Source organism: Streptomyces sp. NPDC058086, from assembly GCF_042885015.1.
Classification (GTDB): Bacteria; Actinomycetota; Actinomycetes; order Streptomycetales; family Streptomycetaceae; genus Streptomyces.
Map to the genome: position 1 here is coordinate 26987 of NZ_JBHVST010000081.1, position 26194 is coordinate 53180.

Consider the following 26194-nt stretch of genomic DNA (forward strand, 5'->3'; position numbering starts at 1 on the left):
CGGCGCTGTGGGCTCGCTACTTCTTGGCAGCGGCAGCCTTGCCGAAGCGGGCCTCGAAGCGGGCCACGCGGCCACCGGTGTCGAGGATCTTCTGCTTGCCCGTGTAGAACGGGTGGCACTCGGAGCAGACCTCGGCGCGGATGGAACCGCTGGAGATCGTGCTACGGGTGGTGAACGACGCGCCACAGGTGCAGCTGACCTGCGTCTCGACGTACTCGGGGTGGATGTCGCGCTTCAAGGTGTCTCCTAGTTTCGGGAGGGCGCCGGGTCGCCACCGCGGGATGCGGGTGCGTGAACCGGAGCCGACGTACCAGTCTGCCAGGACTGGCGCCATCCCCCAAAACCGGGGGCTTGGACGATCTATTCCCGAGTCTGTGTACGGGGCTCGTACGGGCCCCGGCGCGGCCTCCGTACCGGCTCAGCTCGAGCTGACGACGCCCTTCGCGGTGCCCGTGGCCGTGCCCTTCGTGGCCGCCTTCGGGATCGTCCGGTCGTTCTTCAGGGCGGTCCACACCAGCTGCGCCTTGGCCTTGTCGACGAGGACGCGGTTGCCGTCGGCGCTGTCGTACTGGACCGGCATCGTCACCATGTTCATGTTCGACGAGCTGATGCCTTTGAGGCCGTTGGCGAAGGACGCGAGGTTCTTGACCGTGCCGAGGTCGGAGTCGGTGGTGACGGTCTTGGTCGCGGTGTCGGCGAGGTCGTACAGCTTGGTGGGGCTGGACAGCACGCCGATGTGCTTGACCTGGTTGACCAGGGCCTTGATGAACGCCTGCTGGAGCTGGATGCGGCCGAGGTCGGAGCCGTCGCCGACGCCGTGCCGGGTGCGGACGAGGCCGAGCGCCTGCTGTCCGTCGAGCGTGTGCGTGCCGGCGGTCAGGTTCAGATGGCTGTCGGGGTCCTTGATGTTCTTGGTGGTGGTCACCCGAACGCCGTCGAGGTCGTCGATGAGCTTCTGGAAGCCGCTGAAGTCGACCTCGATGTAGTGGTCCATGCGGATACCGCTCATGGACTCGACGGTCTTCACCGCGCAGGCGGCCCCGCCGGTGGAGTACGCGGAGTTGAACATCACGCTGGTCGCGGCGGCGTGGGTGACACCCTTGGCGTCGGTGCAGGAGGGGCGCGGGACGAGGGTGTCGCGGGGTATGGAGACCACGCTGGCCTTCTTGTGGCCCTCGTATATGTGCACGATCATCGCCGTGTCCGAGCGGGCGCTGCCGTCGTCGGTGCCGCCGCCCAGCTTCTTGTTGCTGCCGGAGCGGGTGTCGGAGCCCAGGACCAGGATGTTCTCGGAGCCGTTGTCGACCTTCAGCGGCCGGTCGGTGCCGAGGGCCTGGTTGATGTCGACGGTCTTGATGTTGCCGTTGAGCTTGAAATACAGGTACCCGGCGCCGGCGCCCCCCAGCACCACGATGCCCGCCGCGGTCCAGGCCGTGATGAGCAGGGCCTTGCTTCGCGTGCCGCGCGGCTTGCGGCGGCTGCCCTTCTCACGGCGACGCGGGACGCTCGTGCCGGGCTCACCCGGTGTGCCGGGTTCCGGCATGCTCTCGGCAGGCATGTGCTCCTCTTGTCCTCGTTGCGGTCGGTTACCCCCTGCTTTCAGGGCCAAGCACGGTCCGGTGCGCCATGTAGTGCCTCATGGTCACTCCGTACGGTCAGACGGGGAAACTCGGGCAAGGGTTGCACAACGCACTGTGCCCACCGCGTGGCGCGATGGGCACAGTGCGTGACGGGCGAGCTCGGGGAAACCTCGCTCACCTGCGATTTCAGCCGAAGATGTCGTATTGCTTGAAATCAGTGCCGATCTTGATGGCTGTGGCAAAGATCTCGCTGGTCGCCTTGCCGGTACCGGGGTACAGGTAGAGCGTGCCGGCGGGCGTACGGGCCAGGAAGTCGGCCTTGCCGTCACCGGTCACGTCGCCCACCGCGTCGAAGGCGTTGTAGCCGGCCCAGGTGCGCACCTTGATCCGGCTGGAGAACGCGCCGGAGCCCGCCTTGCCGGTGCCCTTGAACAGGTAGACGTACGAGCCGGTCTTGCTGCGCGCGATCAGGTCGGCCTTGCCGTCGCCGGTGAAGTCGCCGTGGGCACGCAGGGAGTTGTACTGGTTCCAGCCGGAGCTCACCTTGACGCGGGCCGAGAAGGTGCCGTTGCCCTTGCCCGGGTAGATCCACAGGACACCGCCGGAGTCGACCGAGAGCAGGTCGGGCAGGGCGTCACCGGTGACGTCGCCCGGGGCGACGACGCGGGTGCGGGTCTTCCAGTCGCTGAAGAGCTTGGTGTCGGCCCACTTGCCCGTGGACGGCAGGTAGTGCCACCAGTGGATGTCGCCGTTGGAGGTGCGGCGCTCGACGACGTCCTGGTAGCCGTCCCGGTCGAGGTCGGCCTGAAGGACGACGTTCGACGTGCTCCAGCCGCCCCACGACTGCCGGGCGCCGAACGAGGTGCCCTTGGAGTCCTTCTCGTACAGCGTCTTGGTGGAGGAGTTGCGGGCGAACAGGTCGGCCTTGTCGTCACCGCTCATGTTCGTGTCGTCGACGCGCGGGTAGGCGGCACCGACGTACGAGCTGACCTTGGTGAAGACGCTGTACGCGCCCTTCTCGACGCAGTCCACCACGCCCCAGGAGACGACGCCCACGATGCGGCCGCCCACGATCAGCGGGCCGCCGGAGTCGCCGTTGCAGGCGGAGGTGGTACCGGTGTCGCTGCCGGACGCGGGGTTGCCCGCGCAGACCATGTGGCCCTTGATGAACTCGCCGCCGTAGAAGCCGCCGCACGTGGCGTCGGACTTGATGGGCAGCGTGGCCGTCTTCAGGGTCTCGGAGATGTCCTGGGTGCCGGAGGAGGTGCGGCCCCAGCCGTAGAGCGTGGCCTTGGTGCCGGAGGCGTACGAGGCGGTGTCGCCCGACGTCGTCATCCGGATCGGCTTGGCCTTGACGGGCCCGTCCAGCGTGAGGACCGCTATGTCGTTGTCGATGGTCGACGCTTTGTACGAGGGGTGGTTCCACTGCCGCAGGACGGCGGTGGCGGTGCCGCCGTGCAGATCGGTGCCGCCTGCCGAGGGAAGCTGCGAGGTGCCGGTCACGACGGCGCCGTGGGACTTCCAGTCGTAGCTCTTGCCCTGCTCGTCCTTGACGCAGTGCGCGGCGGTGAGGATCTTCGTCGGCGAGACGACGGAGCCGCCGCAGAAGAAGCCGAAGTCGTCACTGGTGTCGCTGGTGCCCTTGTCGTCGAGGTACCAGAGCTGGGCCATCCACGGGGCGGTGGTGATGGTGGTCGTGGTGCCGCCGATGATCTTCGGGTCGACGGAGGCGCCGCTCGTGTTCGCGCTCGCGCCCGTGCTCGTACCGGGGGTCGCGGTCTTGCCCGTGCCTGTACCCGTAGCCGCGCCTGTACCCGTAGCCGTACCCGTACCCGTGCCTGTACCCGTGCTCGTGCTCGTGCCCGCGCTCGTGCTCGTGCTCGTGCTCGTGCTCGGCGAGGCCTTCGTCGTCGGCTGCCCGGCCGTGCCGTCACTCGCGACGGCCCCGGCGATCCGCTTCTGCAGCGTGGCCAGGCTCGGCGAGGTGCCGGTCGTCCTGGCGAGCGGCGCCGGCTGCGCGCTGGCGGCGTTCGCCGACGACATCAGGAGCGCACCCCCGACGGCCGCCGCCAGGGTCGCCGCCGCGACGGGCACCACGATGCGTATCCGGCGTCTGTGACGACCGCGCCCGGACATGGACGTATCCACTCAAGTCCCCCCTGAGACTCATACGTTGAAAGAGAGCGCGATCGTACATGTGTCCCAGGCAGCACAAAGGGCCGCCCCCGTCACGGGGAGCGGCCCTCAGCTGTGCGGATGTCGTCAGTCGTTGCCCGGCATCGGCGTCGTCTTCTGGATCTGCAGCAGGAACTCGGCGTTCGACTTCGTCTGCTTCATCTTGTCGAGCAGCAGCTCGATCGCCTGCTGCTGGTCGAGCGCGTGGAGCACGCGACGCAGCTTCCAGGTGATGGCGAGCTCGTCGCTGCCGAGCAGGATCTCTTCCTTACGGGTACCGGACGCGTCGACGTCCACCGCCGGGAAGATGCGCTTGTCGGCGAGCTTCCGGTCGAGCTTGAGCTCCGCGTTGCCGGTGCCCTTGAACTCCTCGAAGATGACCTCGTCCATGCGGGACCCGGTGTCGACGAGCGCGGTCGCGAGGATGGTCAGCGAGCCGCCGTCCTCGATGTTGCGCGCGGCACCGAAGAAGCGCTTCGGCGGGTAGAGGGCCGTCGAGTCGACACCACCGGACAGGATGCGGCCGGAGGCCGGGGCGGCGAGGTTGTACGCACGGCCCAGACGCGTGATCGAGTCGAGCAGGACGACGACGTCGTGGCCCAGCTCCACGAGGCGCTTGGCACGCTCGATGGCGAGCTCGGCGACCGTGGTGTGGTCCTCGGCCGGGCGGTCGAAGGTCGAGGAGATGACCTCGCCCTTGACCGACCGCTGCATGTCGGTGACCTCTTCCGGACGCTCGTCGACCAGGACGACCATCAGGTGGCACTCGGGGTTGTTGACGGTGATCGCGTTGGCGATCGCCTGCAGAATCATGGTCTTGCCGGTCTTCGGCGGGGCCACGATCAGACCGCGCTGGCCCTTACCGATCGGCGCGACGAGATCGATGATGCGGGTCGTCAGCACACCCGGGTCGGTCTCCAGACGGAGCCGGTCCTGCGGGTAGAGGGGCGTCAGCTTGTTGAACTCCGGCCGCCCGCGCCCGGATTCGGCCGCCATGCCGTTCGCCGAGTCGAGGCGCACCAGCGCGTTGAACTTCTCGCGGCGCTCGCCCTCCTTGGGCTGGCGGACCGCGCCGGTGACGTGGTCACCCTTGCGCAGACCGTTCTTGCGGACCTGGGCGAGGGACACGTACACGTCGTTCGGGCCCGGCAGGTAGCCGGACGTACGGATGAACGCGTAGTTGTCGAGGATGTCCAGGATGCCCGCGACGGGGATCAGGACGTCGTCGTCGGCGACCTGCGGCTCGTTGGTCGCGAACTCGTCGCGGCCACGACGGCCCCGACGGTCGCGGTAGCGCCCGCGACGGCCGCGGCGGCCACCGTCGAAGTCGTCGTCGTCCTGCGGGCCGTTGTCGCGCTGCTGACGGTCCTGGCGGTCCTGACGGCCGCCGCCCTGCTGCTGACGGTCCTGACGGTCCTGGCGCTGCTGACCGGCGCCACCCTGGCCCTGGCTCTGGCCCTGGCCAGGGCCCTGGCCCTGCTGCTGCTCGTCGCCCTTGCCACCGCGGCGGTCGCGGTCACGGCCGCCACGCTCGCGGTCGCCGCGGTCACGGCGGTCCCGGCGGCCCTGCCGGCCGTCGACGCCGTCACCGGCGTCGGTCCTGGCCTCGGCGGGGGCCTCGACGGCGACGGCCTTCGGCTCGCTCTTCGCCTCGGCGGTGACCGTCTCGGGGCTGCCGGCCTCGGCCACGGCACGGCGACGGCGACGCTCACCCGCGGGGGCGTCGTCGCTGGCCGGCTGGCCGGGGATCTCGATCTGCTGCTGGGCCACGGCCTTCTCGGCTGCGGGCTTCTCGGCGGCCTTGTCCTCGGCGGCCGGAGCGGCGTCGTTGCCGGTACGGGCCTTGGAGGTGGCCCGGCGCTTCGGCTTGGTCTCGGTGGCGGCCTCGGCCTTGGCCGGGGCACCCCCGCCCGCCTGCGCCTCCTTGATGACCTCGATCAGCTGGCTCTTGCGCATCCGCGCGGTGCCCCTGATACCGAGGCCGGACGCGACCTGCTGCAGCTCGGCCAGCACCATGCCATCGAGGCCGGTACCGCGGCGCCGCCGGGAGCCGGCACCGGAGGCAGGCGCGGCAGAGGCGTCCGTGGCGGGCGCGGCAGCGGTCTCCTCGACACGTGCGCCCATCAGATCGGTGGTGTCGCTCACGAAGGGTCCTTCCCTGGAGCGGACGTCGGCCTGTCTGGCTCGGCGACCGGTTGTGCTGTCCGGCATTGGTCCTTGCTGTGTGGACCGTGCCGGGGCGGTGGTCCGCCAAAGAGGCGGAAGGCATATCTGGTGATGACGATTCCGGAGCCGTGGCACTGAATTGCGGTGTCATCGGCACGGTCACGCCGGTTCCGGAGCGTGCTCAGCACTGCTCAGCGCATAGCACCCAATGCATGGCACAAAGCAGTTTGGGAGGCTCCCGGAAGAATGGTTGTCCCGGACGGGGACACGAAGCACCTCGCCATGGTGGGGTCGGGTGCAGACTTGAGGTTAACACTACCGGATCCAACAAACATTCCCCCTCTCCAAATCCGGCAACCGCGCGCTTTTAATGGACGCCCGCCGGAGCGAGCGGCAGGACGCACGCTCCCGCTTCGTCGAGGTCCAGCCGATTGGCGGCCCAGCCCTGACCTGCGAGATGAGCGACCTTGTCGGCGGATTCCTCGTCGGCCAGCGCGAGGACAGTGGGGCCCGCGCCGGAGATCACCGCGGGGATGCCGTCGGCCCGAAGCCGCTCCACCAGCGCCGCGCTCTCCGGCATGGCCGGGGCGCGGTACTCCTGGTGCAGCCGGTCCTCGGTGGCGGGCAGCAGCAGCTCGGGGCGCCGGCTGAGGGCCTCGACGAGCAGTGCGGCCCGGCCCGCGTTGGCGGCGGCGTCGACGTGCGGAACGGTGCGCGGCAGCAGACCACGCGCGGTCTCGGTGAGAACCGGCTTTCCGGGAACGAAAACCACCGGAACGACGGAATCGGCAGGGTCCATCCTGATCGCCCGCGCGGCTCCGGCCTCCATCCAGGACAGCGTGAAACCACCGAGCAGACAGGCCGCGACATTGTCGGGATGGCCCTCGATCTCGGTGGCGAGCTCAAGAAGCGCGGTGTCGTCGAGTTTGCTGTCGCCGCCTATGGTCACGGCGCGCGCGGCGACGATTCCGGCGCAGATGGCGGCCGAGGAAGAACCGAGGCCCCGCCCATGCGGAATGCGATTGGCGCAGACGATCTCGAGGCCGCGCGGTTGTCCGCCCAGCAGATCGAAGGCGGTGCGCAGGGAGCGTACGAGGAGGTGACTCTCGTCGCGGGGCAGCGTCTCACTGCCCTCACCTGCGATGTCGATGTGCAGCCCGGAGTCGGCCACCCGGACGACCACGTCGTCGTACAGCCCCAGTGACAGGCCGAAGGCGTCGAAGCCCGGCCCGAGGTTGGCGCTGGTGGCGGGGACGCGCACCCGGACGGCGGCGGCACGGAACGCTGGACCGGCCATCGCTCGATGACTCTCCTTGAGCTGCGTGATGTACGAGATTTTCGATGTGCTGCGAGAGGAACTATGTGCTTCGGATGAACTCGGATGAACTGCGAGAGGGACTGCGATACGTACGGAAGACCCGGAGACCGCAGTGGCTGCCCTGACTGCACTGACTGCACTGACGGCGCGGCACCGCGGCATATGCGGCGGGCGGGTTCGGTACAGCCTATCGAAGGAAGGTTCTGTGGCGACATAGGGCGCACAGGAGGCGCACGATGCGTGTCGTAAGCCCCCCGTGCACCCCCTGTCGGGTTGCGCTAGGTGTGGCCCTGACGGCGGCCGGATTTCGCCAACTTCTGGCGAAATCCGCCTGCCGCTGATGGCCCCTGACAGGCCCCGACGGCTTCTGGCGGATGTGCGCCAGGCGGCTTTACGCCACTCCGCTCACCCCGCCGTCCGCCGGCCCGAGCCCTTTGCCTTACGGCCGTTTTCGCCTTACGGCCTTTTTGCCTTACGCCAGTCCGAGCCGCTCCGCCGCCGTGGCCGCGTCCACAGGAACGGTAACCGGCTGCGGAGCACCCGCAACGGCCCAGTCCGGATCCTTGAGCCCGTTTCCAGTGACCGTGCAGACGATCCGCTGGCCGGGGTCGACCTTGCCCTGCTCGGCGGCCTTCAGCAGACCGGCGACCGACGCGGCGGACGCGGGCTCGACGAAGACGCCCTCCTGCGCGGCCAACAGCCGGTAGGCGCGCAGAATCTCACGGTCCGTCACCTCGTCGATGAGGCCCTCCGACTCGTCCCGCGCGGCCAGCGCGAACTTCCACGAGGCCGGGTTGCCGATGCGGATCGCGGTGGCGATCGTCGACGGGTCCTTGACGACCTCGCCGCGCACGATGGGCGCGGAACCGGAGGCCTGGAATCCCCACATGCGCGGGGTGCGCCCGGCGATGCCGTCGGCGGCGTACTCCGTGTAGCCCTTCCAGTACGCGGTGATGTTGCCCGCGTTGCCCACCGGCAGGACGTGGATGTCGGGCGCGTCGCCGAGCATGTCCACGATCTCGAAGGCGGCGGTCTTCTGGCCCTCGATGCGCACCGGGTTGACCGAATTGACCAGCGCCACCGGGTAGTTGTCGGACAGCGAGCGCGCGAGCGTCAGGCAGTCGTCGAAGTTTCCGTCGACCTGGAGGATCTTCGCGCCGTGCACGAGGGCCTGGCCCATCTTGCCGATGGCGATCTTGCCCTGCGGGACGAGTACGGCACACACCATGCCCGCACGCACGGCGTACGCGGCGGCGGAGGCGGACGTATTGCCGGTGGAGGCGCAGATGACGGCCTTCGCGCCCTCCTCCTTGGCCCGGGTGATGGCCATGGTCATACCGCGGTCCTTGAAGGACCCGGTCGGGTTGGCGCCCTCCACCTTCAGGTGGACCTCGCAGCCCGTGCGCTCGGAGAGCACCTGCGCGGGCACGAGCGGCGTACCGCCCTCACGGAGCGTCACGACCGGCGTGCTGTCGGACACCGGAAGCCGGTCCCGGTACTCCTCGATGATTCCGCGCCACTGGTGGGTCATTGCTGGTTACTCTCCTTCAACCCGCATGATGCTGGCGACACCCCGCACGGTGTCGAGGCTGCGCAGCGCCTCCACGGTCCCGTTCAGGGACGCGTCGGACGCTCGGTGGGTGACGACGACGAGAGAGGCCTCGCCGTCCTTACCCTGCTGGCGCACCGTATCGATCGATACGCCGTGCTCGGCGAAAACGGTGGCCACCTGGGCGAGAACACCCGGTTTGTCCGCCACGTCGAGGCTGATGTGGTACCGCGTCACGACCTCGCCCATGGGCGAGACGGGCAGCTGGGTGTACGCGGAGTCGCCGGGCCCGGTCGCACCGCTGAGCTTGTTGCGGCAGACGGCGACGAGGTCGCCGAGCACGGCGGACGCGGTCGGGGCGCCGCCGGCGCCCGGCCCGTAGAACATGAGCTGCCCGGCGGCATCCGACTCGACGAACACCGCGTTGTACGCGCCGCGCACGGAGGCGAGGGGGTGGCTCAGCGGAATCATCGCCGGATGCACGCGCGCCGTCACCGATCCCCCGTCCGCCGCCCGCTCACAGATGGCGAGCAGCTTGATGGTGCAGCCCATCTCCTTCGCCGAGGCGAAGTCGGCGGCGGTGACCTCGGTCATGCCCTCGCGGTACACGTCGTCGAGGCGCACACGCGTGTGGAAGGCGATTCCGGCGAGGATGGCGGCCTTGGCGGCCGCGTCGAACGCCTCGACGTCGGCGGTGGGGTCGGCTTCGGCGTACCCGAGCGCGGTGGCCTCGTCGAGGGCTTCCTGATAGCCGGCCCCGGTGGAGTCCATCTTGTCGAGGATGAAGTTCGTCGTCCCGTTGACGATCCCCATCACGCGGTTGATCTTGTCACCGGCGAGGGACTCGCGCAGCGGCCTGACCAGCGGGATGGCGCCGGCGACGGCGGCCTCGTAGTAGAGGTCCCGGTTGTGCGCCTCCGCCGCCGCGTGCAGGGCTGCCCCGTCCTGGGCGAGGAGCGCCTTGTTGGCGGAGACCACGGAGGCGCCGTGCTCGAAGGCGGTGGTGATGAGGGAGCGGGCGGGCTCGATACCGCCGATGACCTCGACGACGACGTCGATGTCCCCGCGTTTGACGAGGGCGGTGGCGTCGGTGGTGACGAGCTCGGGGTCGATGCCCTCGCGCACCTTGGAGGGCCGGCGGACGGCCACGCCCGCCAGCTCGACGGGGGCCCCGATCCTGGCCGCGAGGTCGTCGGCGTGCGTCGTCATGATGCGCGCCACCTCTGAGCCGACAACCCCACAGCCCAGCAGCGCCACCTTCAGCGGACGCGTACGCATCATCCGACCTCGTTTCCTCATACCGTCTACGGTTGGACCAGTCTCACTCACCGGACGGGAGTTTCTATCCCTGGTCCGGATCGTGAGACATCTATTTCATTTTCCTGACAGCCGGCGGCAGGAGATCTTCCACCTGGGCCGACCGTCCATTCCGACCTGGATCAGCCGGTCGTTCCGACCTCGATCGGCCGGTCGTTCCGACCTCGATCGGCCGGTCGTTCCGAGGGTGACCAGCCGGTCGTTCCGGGGGGACCAGCCGGTCGTTCCGACCCGATCGGCCGGTCACCCGACGTCGAGACGCAGCAGGTCCTCCTCCGTCTCCCGGCGGACGATCACCCGGGCCTCGCCGTCGCGCACGGCGACGACCGGCGGGCGCAGGGCGTGGTTGTAGTTGCTGGCCATGGACCGGCAGTAGGCACCCGTGGCGGGTACGGCGATGAGGTCGCCGGGGGCCAGGTCGGAGGGCAGGAAGGCGTCCTTGACCACGATGTCGCCACTCTCACAGTGCTTGCCGACGACACGGACGAGCATGGGCTCGGCGTCGGAGGTGCGCGAGACGAGAGCGACGCTGTACTCGGCGTCGTACAGCGCGGTCCTGATGTTGTCGGACATGCCCCCGTCGACGGAGACGTACGTCCGCAGCCCATCGAGCGGCTTGATGGTGCCGACCTCGTAGAGCGTGAAGGCGGTGGGCCCGACGATGGCCCGCCCCGGCTCGACCGAGATCCGGGGCGTCCGCAGCTTCGCGGCCTCGCACTCCCGCGTGACGATCTCGCCCAGCGCCTTCGCGATCTCGTGCGGCTCGCGGGGATCGTCGTCACTCGTGTACGCGATGCCGAGACCACCACCGAGGTCGATCTCGGGCAGCTCGACCCCGTGCTCGTCACGAACGGCGGCCAGCAGCGACACCACGCGCCGGGCGGCGACCTCGAACCCGGCCATGTCGAAGATCTGCGAACCGATGTGCGAGTGGATCCCCACGAGCTCGAGCCCGTCGAGCGCGAGCGCCCGCCGCACCGCCTCCGCGGCCTGCCCGTCGGCCAGCGCGATCCCGAACTTCTGGTCCTCGTGGGCGGTGGCGATGAACTCGTGGGTGTGCGCCTCGACCCCCACGGTCACGCGGATCTGCACCCGCTGCCGCTTGCCGAGGGACTGCGCGATGTGGGCGACGCGGACGATCTCCTGGAAGGAGTCGAGAACGATCCGCCCGACCCCGACCTCGACGGCGGTGGTGATCTCTTCCTCGGACTTGTTGTTGCCGTGAAAGGCGATGCGGTCGGCGGGCATCCCGGCGGAGAGGGCGGTGGCGAGCTCACCGCCGGAGCACACGTCGAGGTTGAGCCCCTCCTCGTGCAGCCACCGCACGACGGCGCGCGAGAGGAAGGCCTTCCCGGCATAGAAGACGTCGGCGTCGTGCCCGAAGGCGGTCCGCCAGGCGCGGGCCCGCTCGCGGAAGTCGGCCTCGTCGATGAAGTAGGCGGGGGTGCCGAACTCCTCGGCGAGCCGGGTGACTTCCATCCCACCCACGCTGACGACGCCGTCGCCCGTACGGCTGACGGTGTGCGCCCAGACCTTGGGGTCGAGGGCGTTGAGGTCGGCGGGCGGGGCGCTGTAGTGGCCCTCGGGGAGGACATCGGCGTGACGGGGCCCGGCGGGGTGTGCGGAACGGCTCATTTTTCTCTCACAGACGGTCACAGATAGTCAGGGGCGCTGATACCGAGCAGGGACAGGCCGCCGGCCAGCACCGTCCCGGCGGCTTCGGCGAGCGCGAGCCGGGCACGGTGGGCGGCCGAGGGTTTCTCGTCGCCGAGCGGCAGCACGGTGTGCTGGAAGGCGAGGAGGGCGTCGGCGGTAGTAACGAGGTGTCGGGCGAGCCGGTCGGGCGCGCGGTGCAGGGCTGCCTGCGTCAGCACGGCCGGATACCCGGCGAGGGCCCCGACAAGCGCGCCGGTGCCCTCGCCGGGTACATCACCGGGGTCGCCGGTGCAGCCGAGCGCGGCGGCGTTACGGGTGAGGGCCCGGGTGCGGGCGTGGGCGTACCGGACCCGGAAGAGCGGGTTGCTCTCCCGCTGAAGCAGGTGATCGGCACTGACCCGCGGCCGGTCGTGGGACGCGGGGTGCAGCAGGGCCCAGCGGGCGGCGTCGGGACCGAGGGGGGTGGGGTCTTCGGGGGCGGGGGTGGGGCGGAGGGTTGCGGGCTGGGGGCGCGGGGGGTGGGCGTGCGGCGCCTTGGTGCGTGAGGGGTCGCCGGGGTCGGCGTGCGAGGGCTCGGTGCCTGCGGTGCCCGCGAGGTCGGCGGGCTCGGCGGGCGAGAGCTCGGTGCCCGTGGGCTCGGCGTGCGAGGGATGGATGTGGTGCACCTCTGCACGGCCGCCCTGGGTGGCCACGATCCGTACGAGCGCGTCGGCGACGACTTCGGCCCGGATGTCGTACGGGATCCGGAGCGGGACGATCTGCCCGGCGAGGACGCCGCCGCACCCATACGCGTCACGCTGGAGCCGGATTTCCCGTACGAGAGAGGCGCCCGCGCCACCCCCCAGGCGAATATTGAGGAACCCCGGCCCGGTGATCGCGACGTCGGCGACACCGTCGCTGCGGGTGAGGTGGGGCAGCAGGATCTCGGCGACCTGCCGTGCCGGCCGCCCGGCGGGCCGCGCCAACTGCAACGCGATGTTCGTGGCGTAGTCCCCGCACCCACCCGGCCCCGGCGGCGTCACCACCGCCCGTACCGGCATGACCACGCTCAGCTCCCCCTCGTCCACGGCACGACGCACCGCGCGCAGCACGGTGCGGGAGAGCTCGACGGGGGTCACGGGACAAGCGTAGGGGAGGAGGGGGGTGGGTAGGCGAGTCGATTTGGCTAGGGTCCGGGATGTGGACGGGCGCGGAGGGCGAGGGTGTTCTCACTGACGGCCGACGCTCAACCACGTGGACGGAGTAGGGGTAGCGACGTGGACGGGAGTACGGAGTAAGGCAACTCGAACGGAGTGCGGGAACGTCGGCGAACGAGAGACCGGAACCGCACGACGACCGCATCCCTGGCGACGCAAAACCCACCACTCTCACGCAACACCGATCACGGATCACGGATGGGCAGGTGCCTGCAGGGCCGACCACTCCCGACCCCTCATCACCACCACTCAGCGGCGCGGCACCCGCTCAATGACCGGCGCGCTGGGCCTCCTCGGCCCCGACCTCCTCGGCGCCGAGCTCATCCGGACCGAACGCTCCCCCGGCAAAGGCACCGCCACCACCGGCCCCACTCCCGCTCCCGCCCCCACTCCCCCGCCGCTCCATCAACTCCCGTACAAGTCGCACGAGTTCGGCAGGTTCGAAGGGCTTGGCAAGAAAGGCGTCAACGCCGACGTCGAGCCCACTGTCGACCTCGTACTGCGTACAGGCACTGACGATGGCGAGGGGAAGATTCCGGGTCCGGGGGTCGGCACGCAGCCGGGCGGCGGTACGCAACCCGTCGAGCCGTGGCATGACCACATCCAGGGTCACCACATCGGGCCGCACGTGATGCACGACGTCCAGGCATTCGGCACCATCGGCCGCGGTCACGACCTCGATGCCCTCCAGCTCGAGGTTGACCCTGATCAGCTGCCGGATGACCTTGTTGTCGTCCACAACAAGCACCCGGCCGGACGCGCCTGGCACAACTCGAGAGTAGGTCCGCGCCCACCGCGCCGTCCGGGTTTTCCCCACTTCCACCCCCGTGCGGGGGTGGCAACCACCCCAAGGAGGCCCCCCGCGGACGCCTCCGCTCCCCCTCCCCGGAACACCGCCCCGCCCCCACATAAACCCATGCCAGTCCCCCACGAAAGAGCTGGTAGGGTTCTACCCGTCGCCGCGAACACAGCGCCCGACACGCCCCCGTAGCTCAGGGGATAGAGCAACGGCCTCCGGAGCCGTGTGCGCAGGTTCGAATCCTGCCGGGGGCACTCGCCAGATCACCTACGAAAATCCGTATGTGACCAGGGCGGATGCCGACAGAAGAGGGCGGGAGTCAGTCTCACTGACTCCCGCCCTTTCTCACTCTCTCTCACTGTTCGCGCACTATCTGCGATACACGTGACACACCTCCGACACACTTCTCAGCTGGGACGTGGCACAGGGCCCCGTCGCCGGATGAGGATGGTGCGTAGGACGAGGGGATGGCTGCCCTGATCGCCGGCGGTTGTGGGCTGATCGGCGCCATAGCCGCGACCGCTGGTGCCGTGTGGGGCGCTCGGAAGGGTGCCGAGAGCGCCCTCGAAGCCACCCATGCTCAGGTGGCAGGTCAAGAACTAGCCGAGCACCGCCATTGGGCCCGAGAGCAACGCATGTTGACCTTGATGGATGCGCTTGATCGACTGGCAACCCTCGATCGTGCCCTAGGGCAGGCGGGGATAAAGCTCTCTCTCGGAGACGCACCACCTGAGGCATTGCATGACCAGTACATGACCGCCCATGACGCTTACATGCGCGCTGTCTTCCGCCTAGGTCCTGTCGTCACATTCCCGTCGTCCGCCCGGAGGGCGGGCCTCGCGGCGTCATAGGGGTCCCCCCTGCTCGAGCGGAGTCGAGAGCTTGGGGGAGCGTGCTCTCGGCGTGCCGGGCACAGGCCCTCGTACTGGACGTACTTGGGTCTGTGCCCGGTGCGGCGAGAGTGCGTGCATGGCGTCGCGGGGCAGACGGGAATTTGACGACAGGGCCTAGGGGCGTGGGGGCCAGAACAGGGGCGGGTCGTTGGCGAACGAGTCGTCCGTCTCATGGATCACGTCTACGGGACGTTGACGCGATGGGAAGCGGCCTTGCCTTCTGGAGGCCCTGTGGAAGGGCACAGGCAGGAATTTCGAACGCGCCGCGCTCAACTCCATGAGTGCTGGGGGGAGTTCGTCCGCATCGCAGCGCGGGCTCTCAGGCAACCTGCCGAAATCTCAGAAAGCGGCTCAGAAAGCGGCTTGCCATCAGGACCGCCCGCTACCTCTGAGTCATCTCGCTAGTGTCCTGCACCTCAAGTTCGTTGAAGAGGTCGGCGCGAATTTCCGGCGCAGGACGCTAGTCGTGGTTCTCGTTGGCGCGCCGTCGTTGCTCCTGCTCGCGCCGGATCCGGTCGTCCCGCCGCTTCCGGAGCAAGCGCTGCCTGGCAACACGGGCGGCCTCCTCCTCGGCCTTGGCGTCCCGAGGCGGCGGGGTATAGGTAGGAGAGGGAAGGGGGGCAGGGGGTGGCGACTGGACCGGAGGGGGCTGCGGGGTCGACGGGCGCGGTGGCGTCGGCGTTGACGGGCGCGCCGTGGTCCTCGGGCGCGGCTTTGGCCTTGGGTTGTTCTTCAGATCGCTCTTGCTCCAGGCCCACAGGCCGATGGCCACAATCGCGATCACGAGTAGCACTCCCATCCCGCCACGGTACTGCGGAGGGAATGCTTCAACCAGTGTCCCGCACCTTAGGTGCACCAAAGGGGTTCGGCGGCTTATGGTGCGAATTTCCGGCGCAGGACACTAACAACTCCCAACGAAAAGAGGCTTCTGGACCTCTGATAATGACGGTGTGTCAGTTCTCGTTGATGGTGGCCGAAGGGGGTGCGAGCCAGTCAAGACGAGGAAGACCGCTGCCAGACCGTGGGAGATCGACGACGAGTTGTGGGCGCGCATCGAGCCGCTGCTGCCGGTCGTCCCACGTGGTCCGCGGCGTCCAGGTCGTCAGCGTCTGGATAGTCGCAAGGTGCTGTGCGGGATCCTGTTCGTGCTGTGCAACGGAATCCGCTGGGAGTTTCTGCCCCAGGAGCTGGGCCTCGGCTCGGGGATGACCTGCTGGCGACGGCTGCGGGACTGGAACGAGGCCGGGGTCTGGCAGCACCTGCACGAGCTGCTGCTCTCCGAGCTGCGGGCCGCAGACCTGCTGGACTTCTCCCGCGCAGCGGTCGACTCCAGCCTCATCCGCGCGCTGAAGGGCCGGCCGGCCACCGGTCCGTCCCCGGTGGACCGGGGCAAGGCCGGCAGCAAGCACCACCTGATCGTCGAGGCGCACGGCATCCCGCTCGTGGCAATCACCACCGGCGGCAACCGCAACGACGTCACCCAACTGATCCCGCTGATCCAGGCCGTCCCGCCGATCCGCGGCAAGCGCGGCCAGCCACTGCGCCGCCCCAAGCACCTGTACGCCGACCGCGGCTACGACCACGAGGTCTACCGGGACAAGGTCCGCCGGTTCCAGATCACCCCGCACCTCGCCCGGCGCGGCACCGGGCACGGCTCCGGCCTGGGCGTGTACCGCGGGGTCGTGGAAGGAGCGATCGCGCTGCTGCACTGGTTCCGCCGCCTGCGTATCCGCTGGGAGATCCGCGACGACATCCACCACGCGTTCGTCACCCTTGGCTGCGCCGCCATCTGCTGGCGACGACTGCGCACCGCACTTTGTTGAGAGTAAGTGCGGGCGATCGCCCCAGGGGCTGGCCTGCTCGATGCGTCAGAACGCATACGTAGCAGTCGGGCCCGCGCAGCCTCACATCCGGGATCTCAGCACGTCGACCTCACAGCCCGGCGCGAACGGGTCGAAGCCGTGCTCGATCAGCCAGCGAACCACCAGCAGGCTTCGCAACGACCACCACGCGCGGATCACGTCGAGGTCGATGTCGGTGCCATAGCCGGCCACGACGTCGTCGAGGTGCTCCTCGTGTCCGAGCGTGAAGGTGGCGAGGTCGTACAGGGCATCACCCTGACCCGCCTCGGACCAGTCGATGATGCCCGTGACCTCGCCGCCGTCGACGAAGACGTGCGCGATCTGCAGGTCGCCGTGCGTGAACGCCGGAGTCCACGGCCGGAGCGCGGCCTCGGCGACCTGGCGGTTGCGGGTGACCAGGTCAGCGGGCAGGACACCGTTCGTCACGAGCAACTCGCACTCGTCGTCGAGTTCCGCCGCCAGCGCGACGATGCTCCGGCCGGCCCGGCCCGGCAGGGGCGGCAGGGGCGCTTCGTGCAGCTTCCGGATGGCGGAGCCCGCCGAGGCCCACGCCGCCGGCGACCCGGTCGACGGCCCGCCGAGGCGCCCGAGCGTCGTCCCCGGGAGCGCGGCGATCGCGAGCACGGGCGGCTTGCGCCACAGGACCTCCGGGGTCGGGACCGGCGCGAGGGACATCGCCTCGACCTCGACGTCGATGCGCGCCTGATCGGCGTCCACCTTCAAGAACACGTCACCGACGCGCAGAGTCGCGCGCTCGGAATGGGCGACGACGACCTTGACCTCATCCATGGGCGACCAGTATCCCGGGGATGATCGCCGACGTCGCCAGGTTTATCGCGTGCGACTACGCGGCTGACCGCGTCCCGCTACCCGGCGGCCTCGTGCACGACACCGACCTCTGACCAGGTCAAGCCCACCACTTTTGTCAGGAGTCCTCAGGCGGACCCGCCGATCATGTCGCCGACGGAGGCGGTGTGTGCCGCGGCCACTGCACGCCGGCGTGTTCTGACGCGGCGGCCCGGAACGCCTCCATCAGCGCTGACCCCGGATACGTCCCGAACACTTCATATTTCCAACGGTAGTTGCACGACCAGTAGCTCACCACGCGTCGCTCCGTGCGTGCGAAGAAATCTGGATTGCGCTCGATGAACTCGCCATAGAGCCTGCGGTCAGCCGACCCCGGGGCAGCGAGGCCGGGAACACCCAGGCCGATCGCGTCAAGGATCTCCAGCACGTACTCGCCGGCCAACTGCACCACAAATGGGACCACCCATGGCTCGCTCGACGCCGTGATCTTTTCGAGGTGGCGCTGGCGGACCCTCCCATCACTGTGCCGTGAGTACAGGCAATGCAAGATCACCTGCTGGGTTTCGGTCAGTGGCCGCTCCGAGCCGCCGCTCTCCGGCTCCTCGTTGTAGATCCGGTAGGGGATGGCGACGGTCTCGCCCTGCACCTCAACAACCTCGAATGACTTCGCTGGCGCGAGCCTGGCATCCGGCATGACCGCCAAGACGCTCTGCACGTCACCGGCAAGACGCGCCGGAAAGGCTGCCACAAGGACATGCGTGACGTTCGACGGATCCCGAGGCAGCTGCATGACACGAGGGTAGGCGGCGAGCCCTCGCCCTCTCAGCCGCCCGCCTCAACGATGCGGGGCAGGCCTTGGCTGCGGTGTCGCCCGGGCTGGGCACGGGGAACGCGCTGAGCTGCTGGTGCAGCTCGGGGTGGTGGCGGTGACGGGGCTGCCGAATCTGCGGCTGCCCCCGGGTGGTCAGGTGAGACGCGGGTGGTCGGCCGAGAGCTGAGCGGGACCGATCGCGCCCGGTACGGCAGCAAAGCCCCGATACGGCAGCAGGGCCCGGACCGCGCGTCGCGGTCCGGGCCCTGCCCCGTGCGGTGCCGCCCTGCGGCGGCGGTGCGTCAGCTCTGTGTGGTGTCGTCGCCCGCCTGCCCGGCGCCTTCAGCTGCGGCTGCCTTCTCGCGCATCTTGCGCACCAGCTCCGCCTTCTGGTCGGCTGCACCCTGGCGGTCGCGGTTGCGGTGCGGACCGTTGTTCTGCCGTTCGGCGCGGGACAGCTTCTTGCGCTGGCCGCCGCCCATGCCCACGGGGTTGTTGATGTTCTTGCTCACAGTCACGGGTTCTCCCGGTAATGATTTGAAGTGATCTACGGATTCATCGGTGGGGACGGGCGGCGACGTCGAAGGACGTCAGCAGGGGCCCATCACGCTCTCACTCGTAAATCGGCGTCTGGAAGAACATGACAAAGACGTTACCCGCTTCCGTCGGCCCCACGCACCAACCTTTTCGCCGCCCCGGCGTCGGCCGGGCCTTCGGCAAGCGCTCGGGGTCAGCCGTTTCCTTCCGGGTATCTCAGCACCGCCAGCACCCGCCGGTGGTCGCCGCCCGCCCGGGCAGGTCCGGATGGGCGTTACTGGGCCGCCGCGGGCGTTGTCAGTGGTCGCGAGCACACTGTCGGCATGAGAGATCATCTCACTTGCGCGCCGCCGTTACGGGACACCCTTTAGGCTACGTCGCCTTCCTCTTCCAGCGCCTTTGCAATCTCCGCGTTGGCGGCCTCCTCGTGGCCGTCGATGCAGCCGTGATACCGACGGTGGATCACTTCCGGGGAGTTGCCGACCCGCCGGGCCACCTCAGCGATGGGCACCCCCGCGTTCAGCCACCGCGTGACGCACGCGTGCCGCAGATCGTACGGGCGCCCGGCGAGAGGCGACTCGACGCGGTCCGGTGGGAGGGCGAACGGTCGCGCTTCCTCCCACGCGCGCCAGTACGTGGATGAGCCGACGACTCCCCCACGCTCGTTCCCGAACACGCGCCCTTCTTTGGCGGTCCCGAATTCCTTCAGGTGGGCCCGAAGGATGGCCACCAGGACGGGCGGGATCGGGACAGGGCGGTCGTTGTCGGCTTCGCGTGCCTTCAGCCCGCGGCGGTCATGCCGCTCCCCGGAGTCGGTCCATTGCTTGCCTGAGACGGGGCGCGTCTCCCGCAGCGTCGGTGTGCCCCAACCCGCCTCCGGTAGGTGGCAGTCAGAGAGCCTCGGCCCGACCGCCTCAGCGGGCCTGGGGCCCGCGTAGTACAGGACCGCGTAGAACGCCACCAGGCGCCGCCCGCGGTTGCGGTCCCACAAGCCGATGTAGGAGACGCCTGTGAGCAACGCCGTTGGTCCCGGAGACCTCGGTCAGGAAGTCGTCCGAGTCTGGCTTGCGGACGTGGTGCACGAGCACGACGGCGATGCCGTAGTGGTCCGCGAGCCGCTTCGCGTAGCCGACGGAGACGTAGTCCGCGTCATACGCGGACACCCCCTGTGGGGCTTGGCCGCGCATCTTGGCGAACACGTCGATGACGACCATGCGGGCGTCAGGGTTGCGGTCCAGCCACTGCGCGATGGCTTCGGTGCCGCCCGGGGGGGAAGGGCGGACACTCGGTCACGAGGGTCAGCCCGGCGGGCGCCTGCTGGCTTCCCAGGAGTTTGCCCATGCGAGTCTGGAGACGGCGCGGGGTGTCCTCCAAAGCGAGGTAGAGCACCGGTCCGCCTTGGACGGGCATGGAGTCGAAGGCCTGTCCGCCGGCCGCGAGGGCGAGTCCGAGGGACAGCCAGGACTTGCCGACCTTGGGCGGTCCGGCGAGCAGGCTGACGCCGGCGGCGAGGATGCCCGGCACGGCCCACTTCGGCTCGGGGAAGTCCGCGGCCATGAGCTGATACGCCGTCCACGCGGTCCGCGGACGCTCCCGCTTCGGCGGTGGCGCCGGGGCCGATGCCGGGTCGCTGGGGACGGAATACAGGTGCAGGGGCGGGATGGGGTTGGCGCTCATGCCGCGACCGTCCGGGGGAGCCGCGCTCCGGCCCGCAGCCCAGAGGCGATGGTGCGCCGTGCCTCGCGCTCGCCCTGCCCCACTTCGAGTGCGGCGGTCAGGAGCCAGCCGGTCACGTCGGCTTCGCTCAGCCGAGTGAGCAGCGAGTGGGTTTCAGGCACCCAAAGGCCGGTAGCGGACAGCGGGTCACGGGCGTGCCGTGGGTGTCCGGGCTCAGGGCAGTGGAGTGGTCCAGAACATCAGGCAGCTTTGACTCAGCCCTTGCACCCGCTGTCGTCCCGATAGCCGATCTCGGGATCGTCGGCTTGGCCTCTCTTGCTTCGGCAGGCCCTGCACGTGCCCGGAACTGTGGCTTCCATCATGGCGAATGTGATCTTGTCCTGGTGAGATCGCCGGATGCTCGGTTTCCTCCTCCGTCTCCTACCGTTCTGGGTCCGCGAGCCCCTGCTCATCGCGGTCGGGTCCGTTCTCGGCGTACGCATCATGTATCTCGCCGTCCGCGATCACGATCGGGTCGCCGCCGGTCTCGGCGTGGTGTTCCTCGTGTTCACCGCAATACGCGTCCACGCGGTGATCCGGGCCCTGCGCGCACGCCGGAACCCGAGTCCGGCAACCTCCGCCAACGGGGCGGCCGTCGATGATGCCGCCCCGCCCCAGCGCCAGGCCCAGGCCCAGCCCCAGGCTGGAATCGGGCCGCGTCCCGGCCCGGACACTCCGAAGAAGGAGAAGAAGGAGGAGCACAACGCATGGGGCCAGGCCTTCGCGGCCGTGGCCGTGTTCGGGGCACTCGCGGCCGCGCTGTGGGTGGCCCCACGCTTCATGCCGTCCGGCGACAACGCCCCGCAGCCCGCCTCGTGTTCGGGCGCGTCACACGAAAAGCTTCCGAAGGCCTACAAGGACACGCCCCAGCCCGTGACCGGTGAAGAGCTGTGCAAGGCGCTCAACCGGCCAGACCTGGCCAAGCTCCTTGGAACGCCTGAAGAGACCGCGACCACTGTTTCCAGCACCAACAACACCGCTCCTCTGACTGATGGGAAGGTCGCCCAACCGAAGGCCGAGGTCACGTTCGACACGTACACCGTGAATGTCTCGGCCACTTACAACGAGCTGTCGACCGACCAGTACGTGAAGCTGATGAAGTTCGGGGATGAGAGGGACATCAAGACGCTTACGGTTCTCGGTCGGCCCGCGGTCCTCTCCTCGGATCACACCATGAAGCTCGAGATCAATCTCGGAAGTGGCGGATCCGGCGGACCGGTCGAACAAGGCCCACTGGCCAGAACGCTGTCCGTGGCCCTGGACCGTAATGACCGAGGCGGCTACTGCGAAATCACCGTGTGGAGCACGTCGGGAGCCCTCCCGAACGACAGCGCTCTCCTCGACATCGCCGAGAAGGTTCTTCCGAAGATCCCCGAACGACCTGTCCGATGAGACGCTGAAAACATCTCGGCGAAAAGATCGGTCCAGTCGCGCCGGGGGTGCTCTTATTATGGCTCTTCGGTGTGATGGGTTTCGGTTTCAGGTCGGTCGGCTGCGCACTTCCTTTTCGGTGAAGCCGAGGAAGAAGCCCCACTGCCAGACTTGTTGCTGCGAGGAGGTCTGAGCAGCGGGTAAGCCCCGAGACCGAAAGGAATCGGGGCTTGCCTTAGCCGTCTTCTCCCCAGCCCATGGCTTTCTCGATCTTCCTACTTCATTCCCCCACAGGGCACAGCCCTGATCGCTCCTGACGCGATCACTCTCTTCTGATCACCCTCCATGACGTGCGGCCCTACGATCCGGTTGTGGACCACGCATACGCAATAGAGACGCTCACCAAGTTCCTCGACGGGGTCAATCAGCACCTGTCCGACCTGGACAGCGCGAACATGAGGGAAGGGGTAACCCCGACTGACGCACCCCAAGAGTTGGAGCTTGAGGAGGTACGGGCACGGCTGATCGAAAGTGCCTATGTGCCCAACCTCGGAGGCTACGCTGCCGACGAGTGGAGTCAGCGTCAGCGCTGGTGGACAGCCCGGGAGGCCGCCGTCCAAGCCCTCGGCCGGGCCCAGTCGGCTGAAGAGATAGCAGCGTTCCTGCGGCCTGCCTCGCCCTCGATCGCCGCTGACGACCTACACCCCTGGGTATGGGAGCCGGCCGCACAGCTCTGGGCAGCTGGGGCCCGTCAGGACGCCGTCCTCACGGCAGCCCGCACGGTCAATCGTCGCCTCCAGCAGAAGCTGAACCGCCATGACATCGGCGAGACCGACCTGTGCATGCAGAGCTTCGACATGAAAGCACCGACCGAAGGAAAACCCCGCCTGCGCTTCGGTGGGGACCGCAGCACCCCAACCTGGAAGGCTCGGCAGGACGGCGCCAAATACACGTCCGCCGGGGCCTTCCTGGCCATCCGGAACCTCGCTGCGCATGAGGACGAAGTGAGTTGGACCCAGCAGGAAGCACTGGAGTACCTGGCGACGTTCTCTGTCATCGCGCGGTGGATCGACGAGTGCATGGTCGAGACGGCGCCCTAGACCTCGGACTGCGCACGGTATGCGATAGAGCCCTTTCACGGCGACGTCCTCATACCGCGTACGCGCAGGTCAGCGGCACCGTGCGAACTCATCCTGGCATGTCCTCCGAAGCCCTGCGCGCAGGTTCGAATCCTGCCGGGGGCAGTTGTGGACCGCCCTTCAGTGAGCTCTGCCGAGGCCCGCTCCGCTCGCGCGTCCGCCACTCAGCCGCGGCAACATCGTCACCGCGCCACGGACCCCCGGGATGGGTACTCCAGTCGCCGCCGGTTGGACCGCAGGTCGAGCCTCACGGAGATTGGGGGCTGGGCGCTGCGGTCTAGTGGTCGGTGGTCTTGGGGTGGCTGGTCGAGGTGCGGTCGATCCAGACGGTGCGGCGCTCGACGTCGATGAGATGAGCCGAAGAGATGGGTGGTGGAGCAGACGTTCGGCACCCTCATGCCCCACCGCAGACTCGTGCGGGACTACGAAAGCCGGCCGGTCAGCTCGGTGGCGGTGATCCACTGGTCCATGACCGACGTCAGGCTCCGCCGCCTCCCCCGCACCGCCACGCCGACCTGGCGCGATGCGGTCCAGGCGAGCGGGAGAGGGCGGTGACGGTGAGACAGGTCCTGGACAAGATCGAGGCCCGGCAGCAGTTGGTGCGTGAGACCGTCGAACGGCTGCGCGAGCAGATCGCCGAGCTCGCCGGGCAACTCGTCGCCGAGCTCACCTTGGAGTTACCCACCCGGCGGGCGACCTCGGCGATCGGAACCCCGGCGTTCAGCCACCGCGTAGTACACGCGTGCCGCAGGTCGTGGGGGCGCCCAGCAAACGGCTTCACGTCGAGGGAGCAAGGCGAGACGGCGTACTGGTCGTGGTCGTACCCGCGGTCGCCGGGCACAGCGTCGGGGCGGTGCCCGGGCCGGCGCGCTTGCCTCGCACCGGTGGGACCGTCCGGACGAGCGGAATGAGGCGGTTTGGAGTGTCCCGCCGTCGGGCCGCCGTGCGGGCGGCGGCGGATTGTTCTAGCGTCGAACAGAGGAGGGGCAGTCCTGCCGAGCCGACGGGTGGGGGCCCGAGGCCACGGTCGTACGCCGGGCGCGTCCGCTGCTCGGCGCCTTGAATCCGCGAATCCCCGACCAGCCCCGGAGAGCAGGTGCCTCCCATGCACACGGCGGCCCGTATCACCGGTGTCCTCACCGGTTTGACCCTCACACTCGGCGGCGTGGCCCTCGTCGCCCCCGCCGCCCACGCGGACATCCCGGCCTGCACGAACATGGTCAAACAAGCAGGCGTCGAAGTCTCAGACGCCGTCAGAGTGGCGTGCACCCAAGGTGTGCACGGTGACCTGCGGGGTTGTGTGAGCGACCTGACCCAGGTCGGCACGCCGGGCGGCGCCGCGAACGGTGCCTGCCGATTGGCCGCCAACCCCCCGTGACGGCCGCTGCCGACATACGCCACCGCGGGCGTCGCGGGCGAGGTAGATCTTCGTTGCCGGTCCGCCGCAGGACCGGCCGCCGTTCCGCTCGCCGCACGGGGGCAGGACCCTTTCGGGGCACTCGCCTGGGATCAGCAGAAAGCAAGGGCTGACCAGGGCGGATGCCGATGTGAAAGAGCGGGAGTCGGACTTGCCGGCTCCCGCTCTTTCTTGTTGTGTCTCGCTGTTCGCGACACACCTCCGGCACACCCTGCGGGCGGACGTATGGAGGAAGCGCCCCGTGTGACCCAGGGCCTGCGGCTCAGCCGACCGTCCACTTCTGGTTGGCGCCGCCCGAGCAGGTCCAGATCTGCAGCCGGGTGCCGTTGGCCGAGTTGTTGCCCGTCACGTCCAGGCACTTGTTCGCCTGTGGGTTCACTATGTCGTTCGCCGAGGAGACGGCCCACTTCTGGTTCGGTCCACCCGTGCAGTCCCACAACTGGACCGTCGAGCCGTCCGCCGTCCCGTTGCCGGTGACGTCGAGGCACTTGCCGAGCGCGCGGATCGTCCCGTCCGAGCCGACGGTCCACTGCTGGGCGGCGGTGCCGTTGCAGTCGTAGAGCTGTACGGGGGTGCCGTTGGCGGAGTTCGCCGCGGCGACGTCCGCGCACTTCCCGGCGAGCCCTCTGATCGCGACGCCGGCGGCCGTGTCGCCCGTGGTCACCGACACCGAGTCCACCAGCAGTTGCTGCGGGAAGGCGGTGGAGCTGTCCGGGTCGCCCGGCCAGTAGCCGCCCACTGCAAGGTTCAGGATCAGGAAGAACGGCTTGTTGAACACCCAGGTCTTGCCGCCCAGGTCGGCGGGTGTGCGCCGCTGGTAGACGGTCCCGTCCACCGACCAGGTGATCGAGTCGGGAGCCCAGTCCACGGCGAAGGTGTGGAAGGCGTCGGCGAAGGCCTGGCCGCCGGGCAGGGAGTAGGCCGCGCCTATGCCGCCCGAGCCGGAGTAGCCCGGGCCGTGGATCGTGCCGTGGACCGTGGAGGGCTCGTAGCCGACGTTCTCCATGACGTCGATCTCGCCCGAGTCCGGCCAGTTGACCGGTGTGCCGAGCATCCAGAACGCGGGCCACATGCCCTGCCCGCGCGGGATCTTCATCCGGGCCTCGACGTGCCCGTACTGGGCGTTGAACTTCCCGGCGGTGTTCAGACGGGCCGATGTGTACTGGCAAGTCCCGTACCAGCACTGGTAGTTGGCCGGGTTCTCCCGGCGGGCCGTGATGACCAGATGCCCCTGGCCGTCCAGGGCCGCATTTTTGTTGCCCGACGTGTAGTACTGCCGCTCGTGGTTGTTGACGTTGTCGCCGGTCTCGATCTGCCACTTCGAGGAGTCGACGGCCGCTCCGGCGGGCCCGTCGAAAGTGTCGGAGAACGTCACGGCGGCGGCCCCGACACTCGGGGTGTCCGCCCGTGCCGGGCCGATCGCGGCGGTCGCGACCAGCATCGCGGAGAGGGCGGCGAGGAGACATCTGCGGAGCGATCGTGGCGAGACCACGGCTCTCCCTTCCGGCGCACGGGTGCGCCGAGCGAGGTGGGGGGTGAGTGCGTCGCCTCTTGATTTAAGAAGTGAGATAAGGGGGCGTCAATAGTTTGGTACGGACCAAATGGTGAAGGCGTGAACCAACTGGTGACGGCGTGGGGTGCGTCATGCCGTATGCGTCATGCCGTATTCGCCGTCAACGATGCCCGGTGACGGCGACCTCCTTGAGGCACACCCGCATGATTGCCTCACCCCAGCCGTCGGTACCAAGGCCGCCCTGCGATTCGGCGAGGCAACTAGGCCCTGTCGTCACATTCCCGTCTGCCCCGCGACGCCATGCACGCCCTCTCGCCGCACCGGGCACAGACCCAAGTACGTCCAGTACGAGGGCCTGTGCCCGGCACGCCG

Annotated in this window: 22 protein-coding genes, 1 tRNA gene and 1 pseudogene; 5 read left to right on the forward strand and 19 right to left on the reverse strand. The window is 68.9% G+C overall.

The window, feature by feature from the left end:
- Nucleotides 1-16: 16 nt before the first annotated feature.
- From rpmE to ACFVWD_RS41600, 10 genes are all read right to left on the reverse strand, one after another.
- Nucleotides 17-238: a 50S ribosomal protein L31 gene (gene rpmE, locus ACFVWD_RS41555; protein ID WP_033323852.1), complete on the reverse strand. Its 222-nt coding sequence runs from the start codon at nucleotides 236-238 to the stop codon at nucleotides 17-19.
- A 180-nt stretch (nucleotides 239-418) separates the two neighbouring features.
- The gene (locus tag ACFVWD_RS41560; protein ID WP_389603124.1) at nucleotides 419-1558 is read right to left on the reverse strand and encodes an LCP family protein; all 1140 of its coding nucleotides are present in this window, start codon (nucleotides 1556-1558) and stop codon (nucleotides 419-421) included.
- Nucleotides 1559-1766: 208 nt separating this feature from the next.
- The gene (locus ACFVWD_RS41565) at nucleotides 1767-3716 is read right to left on the reverse strand and encodes a trypsin-like serine protease (protein WP_389603125.1); all 1950 of its coding nucleotides are present in this window, start codon (nucleotides 3714-3716) and stop codon (nucleotides 1767-1769) included.
- A gap of 126 nt (nucleotides 3717-3842) precedes the next feature.
- Nucleotides 3843-5900 carry a transcription termination factor Rho gene (gene rho / locus ACFVWD_RS41570; protein ID WP_389603126.1) on the reverse strand — a complete coding sequence of 686 codons (2058 nt, stop codon included), beginning with the start codon at nucleotides 5898-5900 and terminating at the stop codon, nucleotides 3843-3845.
- A 388-nt stretch (nucleotides 5901-6288) separates the two neighbouring features.
- Nucleotides 6289-7218 carry a homoserine kinase gene (gene thrB / locus ACFVWD_RS41575; RefSeq protein WP_389603127.1) on the reverse strand — a complete coding sequence of 310 codons (930 nt, stop codon included), beginning with the start codon at nucleotides 7216-7218 and terminating at the stop codon, nucleotides 6289-6291.
- A 493-nt stretch (nucleotides 7219-7711) separates the two neighbouring features.
- On the reverse strand, nucleotides 7712-8770 hold the full coding sequence (gene thrC / locus ACFVWD_RS41580) for a threonine synthase (protein ID WP_101400684.1): 1059 nt from the start codon (nucleotides 8768-8770) through the stop codon (nucleotides 7712-7714).
- A 6-nt stretch (nucleotides 8771-8776) separates the two neighbouring features.
- Nucleotides 8777-10066 carry a homoserine dehydrogenase gene (locus ACFVWD_RS41585; protein ID WP_389603142.1) on the reverse strand — a complete coding sequence of 430 codons (1290 nt, stop codon included), beginning with the start codon at nucleotides 10064-10066 and terminating at the stop codon, nucleotides 8777-8779.
- A 282-nt stretch (nucleotides 10067-10348) separates the two neighbouring features.
- Complete coding sequence (gene lysA / locus ACFVWD_RS41590) at nucleotides 10349-11740, reverse strand: diaminopimelate decarboxylase (protein ID WP_389603128.1); 1392 nt, start codon at nucleotides 11738-11740, stop codon at nucleotides 10349-10351.
- 17 nt (nucleotides 11741-11757) lie between these two features.
- Nucleotides 11758-12879 carry an ArgS-related anticodon-binding protein NrtL gene (nrtL, locus tag ACFVWD_RS41595; RefSeq protein ID WP_389603129.1) on the reverse strand — a complete coding sequence of 374 codons (1122 nt, stop codon included), beginning with the start codon at nucleotides 12877-12879 and terminating at the stop codon, nucleotides 11758-11760.
- 346 nt (nucleotides 12880-13225) lie between these two features.
- Complete coding sequence (locus ACFVWD_RS41600) at nucleotides 13226-13780, reverse strand: response regulator (protein ID WP_389603130.1); 555 nt, start codon at nucleotides 13778-13780, stop codon at nucleotides 13226-13228.
- Between the two features lie 158 nt (nucleotides 13781-13938).
- Here ACFVWD_RS41600 and ACFVWD_RS41605 point away from each other — a divergent pair.
- Nucleotides 13939-14010 (forward strand) — tRNA-Arg (locus tag ACFVWD_RS41605).
- Between the two features lie 1667 nt (nucleotides 14011-15677).
- Nucleotides 15678-16472: an IS5 family transposase gene (locus ACFVWD_RS41610; protein ID WP_389603143.1), complete on the forward strand. Its 795-nt coding sequence runs from the start codon at nucleotides 15678-15680 to the stop codon at nucleotides 16470-16472.
- A gap of 81 nt (nucleotides 16473-16553) precedes the next feature.
- Here ACFVWD_RS41610 and ACFVWD_RS41615 read toward each other — a convergent pair whose 3' ends face one another.
- The 7 genes and pseudogenes from ACFVWD_RS41615 to ACFVWD_RS41645 form a co-directional block, all read right to left on the reverse strand.
- Nucleotides 16554-17300, reverse strand: coding sequence for a phosphotransferase family protein (locus ACFVWD_RS41615; RefSeq protein WP_389603131.1), 747 nt, complete (start codon nucleotides 17298-17300; stop codon nucleotides 16554-16556).
- A gap of 163 nt (nucleotides 17301-17463) precedes the next feature.
- Entirely contained in the window at nucleotides 17464-18108 is a 645-nt protein-coding gene (locus ACFVWD_RS41620; protein WP_389603132.1) for a hypothetical protein, read from the reverse strand.
- Nucleotides 18109-18431: 323 nt separating this feature from the next.
- On the reverse strand, nucleotides 18432-18647 hold the full coding sequence (locus tag ACFVWD_RS41625) for a DUF6243 family protein (RefSeq protein WP_389603133.1): 216 nt from the start codon (nucleotides 18645-18647) through the stop codon (nucleotides 18432-18434).
- 386 nt (nucleotides 18648-19033) lie between these two features.
- Nucleotides 19034-19684: pseudogene (locus tag ACFVWD_RS41630) on the reverse strand (tyrosine-type recombinase/integrase); the annotation flags it as partial.
- Nucleotides 19581-19880, reverse strand: coding sequence for an AAA family ATPase (locus tag ACFVWD_RS41635; protein ID WP_389603134.1), 300 nt, complete (start codon nucleotides 19878-19880; stop codon nucleotides 19581-19583). The gene ACFVWD_RS41635 and the pseudogene ACFVWD_RS41630, both read right to left, overlap by 104 nt.
- 7 nt (nucleotides 19881-19887) lie before the next feature.
- Complete coding sequence (locus tag ACFVWD_RS41640; protein ID WP_389603135.1) at nucleotides 19888-20343, reverse strand: AAA family ATPase; 456 nt, start codon at nucleotides 20341-20343, stop codon at nucleotides 19888-19890.
- A complete protein-coding gene (locus ACFVWD_RS41645) occupies nucleotides 20340-20504 on the reverse strand; it encodes a hypothetical protein (protein WP_389603136.1) in 165 nt (54 codons plus the stop codon). The genes ACFVWD_RS41640 and ACFVWD_RS41645 overlap by 4 nt, the downstream gene beginning before the upstream one ends.
- A 235-nt stretch (nucleotides 20505-20739) precedes the next feature.
- Here ACFVWD_RS41645 and ACFVWD_RS41650 point away from each other — a divergent pair, with 235 nt between their 5' ends.
- A complete protein-coding gene (locus tag ACFVWD_RS41650) occupies nucleotides 20740-21774 on the forward strand; it encodes a DUF6215 domain-containing protein (RefSeq protein ID WP_389603137.1) in 1035 nt (344 codons plus the stop codon).
- A gap of 329 nt (nucleotides 21775-22103) precedes the next feature.
- Nucleotides 22104-22853 carry a TIGR02391 family protein gene (locus ACFVWD_RS41655; RefSeq protein ID WP_389603138.1) on the forward strand — a complete coding sequence of 250 codons (750 nt, stop codon included), beginning with the start codon at nucleotides 22104-22106 and terminating at the stop codon, nucleotides 22851-22853.
- Between the two features lie 461 nt (nucleotides 22854-23314).
- Here ACFVWD_RS41655 and ACFVWD_RS41660 read toward each other — a convergent pair whose 3' ends face one another.
- Nucleotides 23315-23545: a hypothetical protein gene (locus ACFVWD_RS41660; protein WP_389603139.1), complete on the reverse strand. Its 231-nt coding sequence runs from the start codon at nucleotides 23543-23545 to the stop codon at nucleotides 23315-23317.
- A 452-nt stretch (nucleotides 23546-23997) separates the two neighbouring features.
- Here ACFVWD_RS41660 and ACFVWD_RS41665 point away from each other — a divergent pair, with 452 nt between their 5' ends.
- Nucleotides 23998-24270, forward strand: coding sequence for a hypothetical protein (locus ACFVWD_RS41665; protein WP_389603140.1), 273 nt, complete (start codon nucleotides 23998-24000; stop codon nucleotides 24268-24270).
- Nucleotides 24271-24571: 301 nt separating this feature from the next.
- On the opposite strand, the gene ACFVWD_RS41670 is transcribed toward ACFVWD_RS41665, so the two are convergent.
- Nucleotides 24572-25801: a ricin-type beta-trefoil lectin domain protein gene (locus ACFVWD_RS41670; protein WP_389603141.1), complete on the reverse strand. Its 1230-nt coding sequence runs from the start codon at nucleotides 25799-25801 to the stop codon at nucleotides 24572-24574.
- Nucleotides 25802-26194 lie beyond the last annotated feature (393 nt).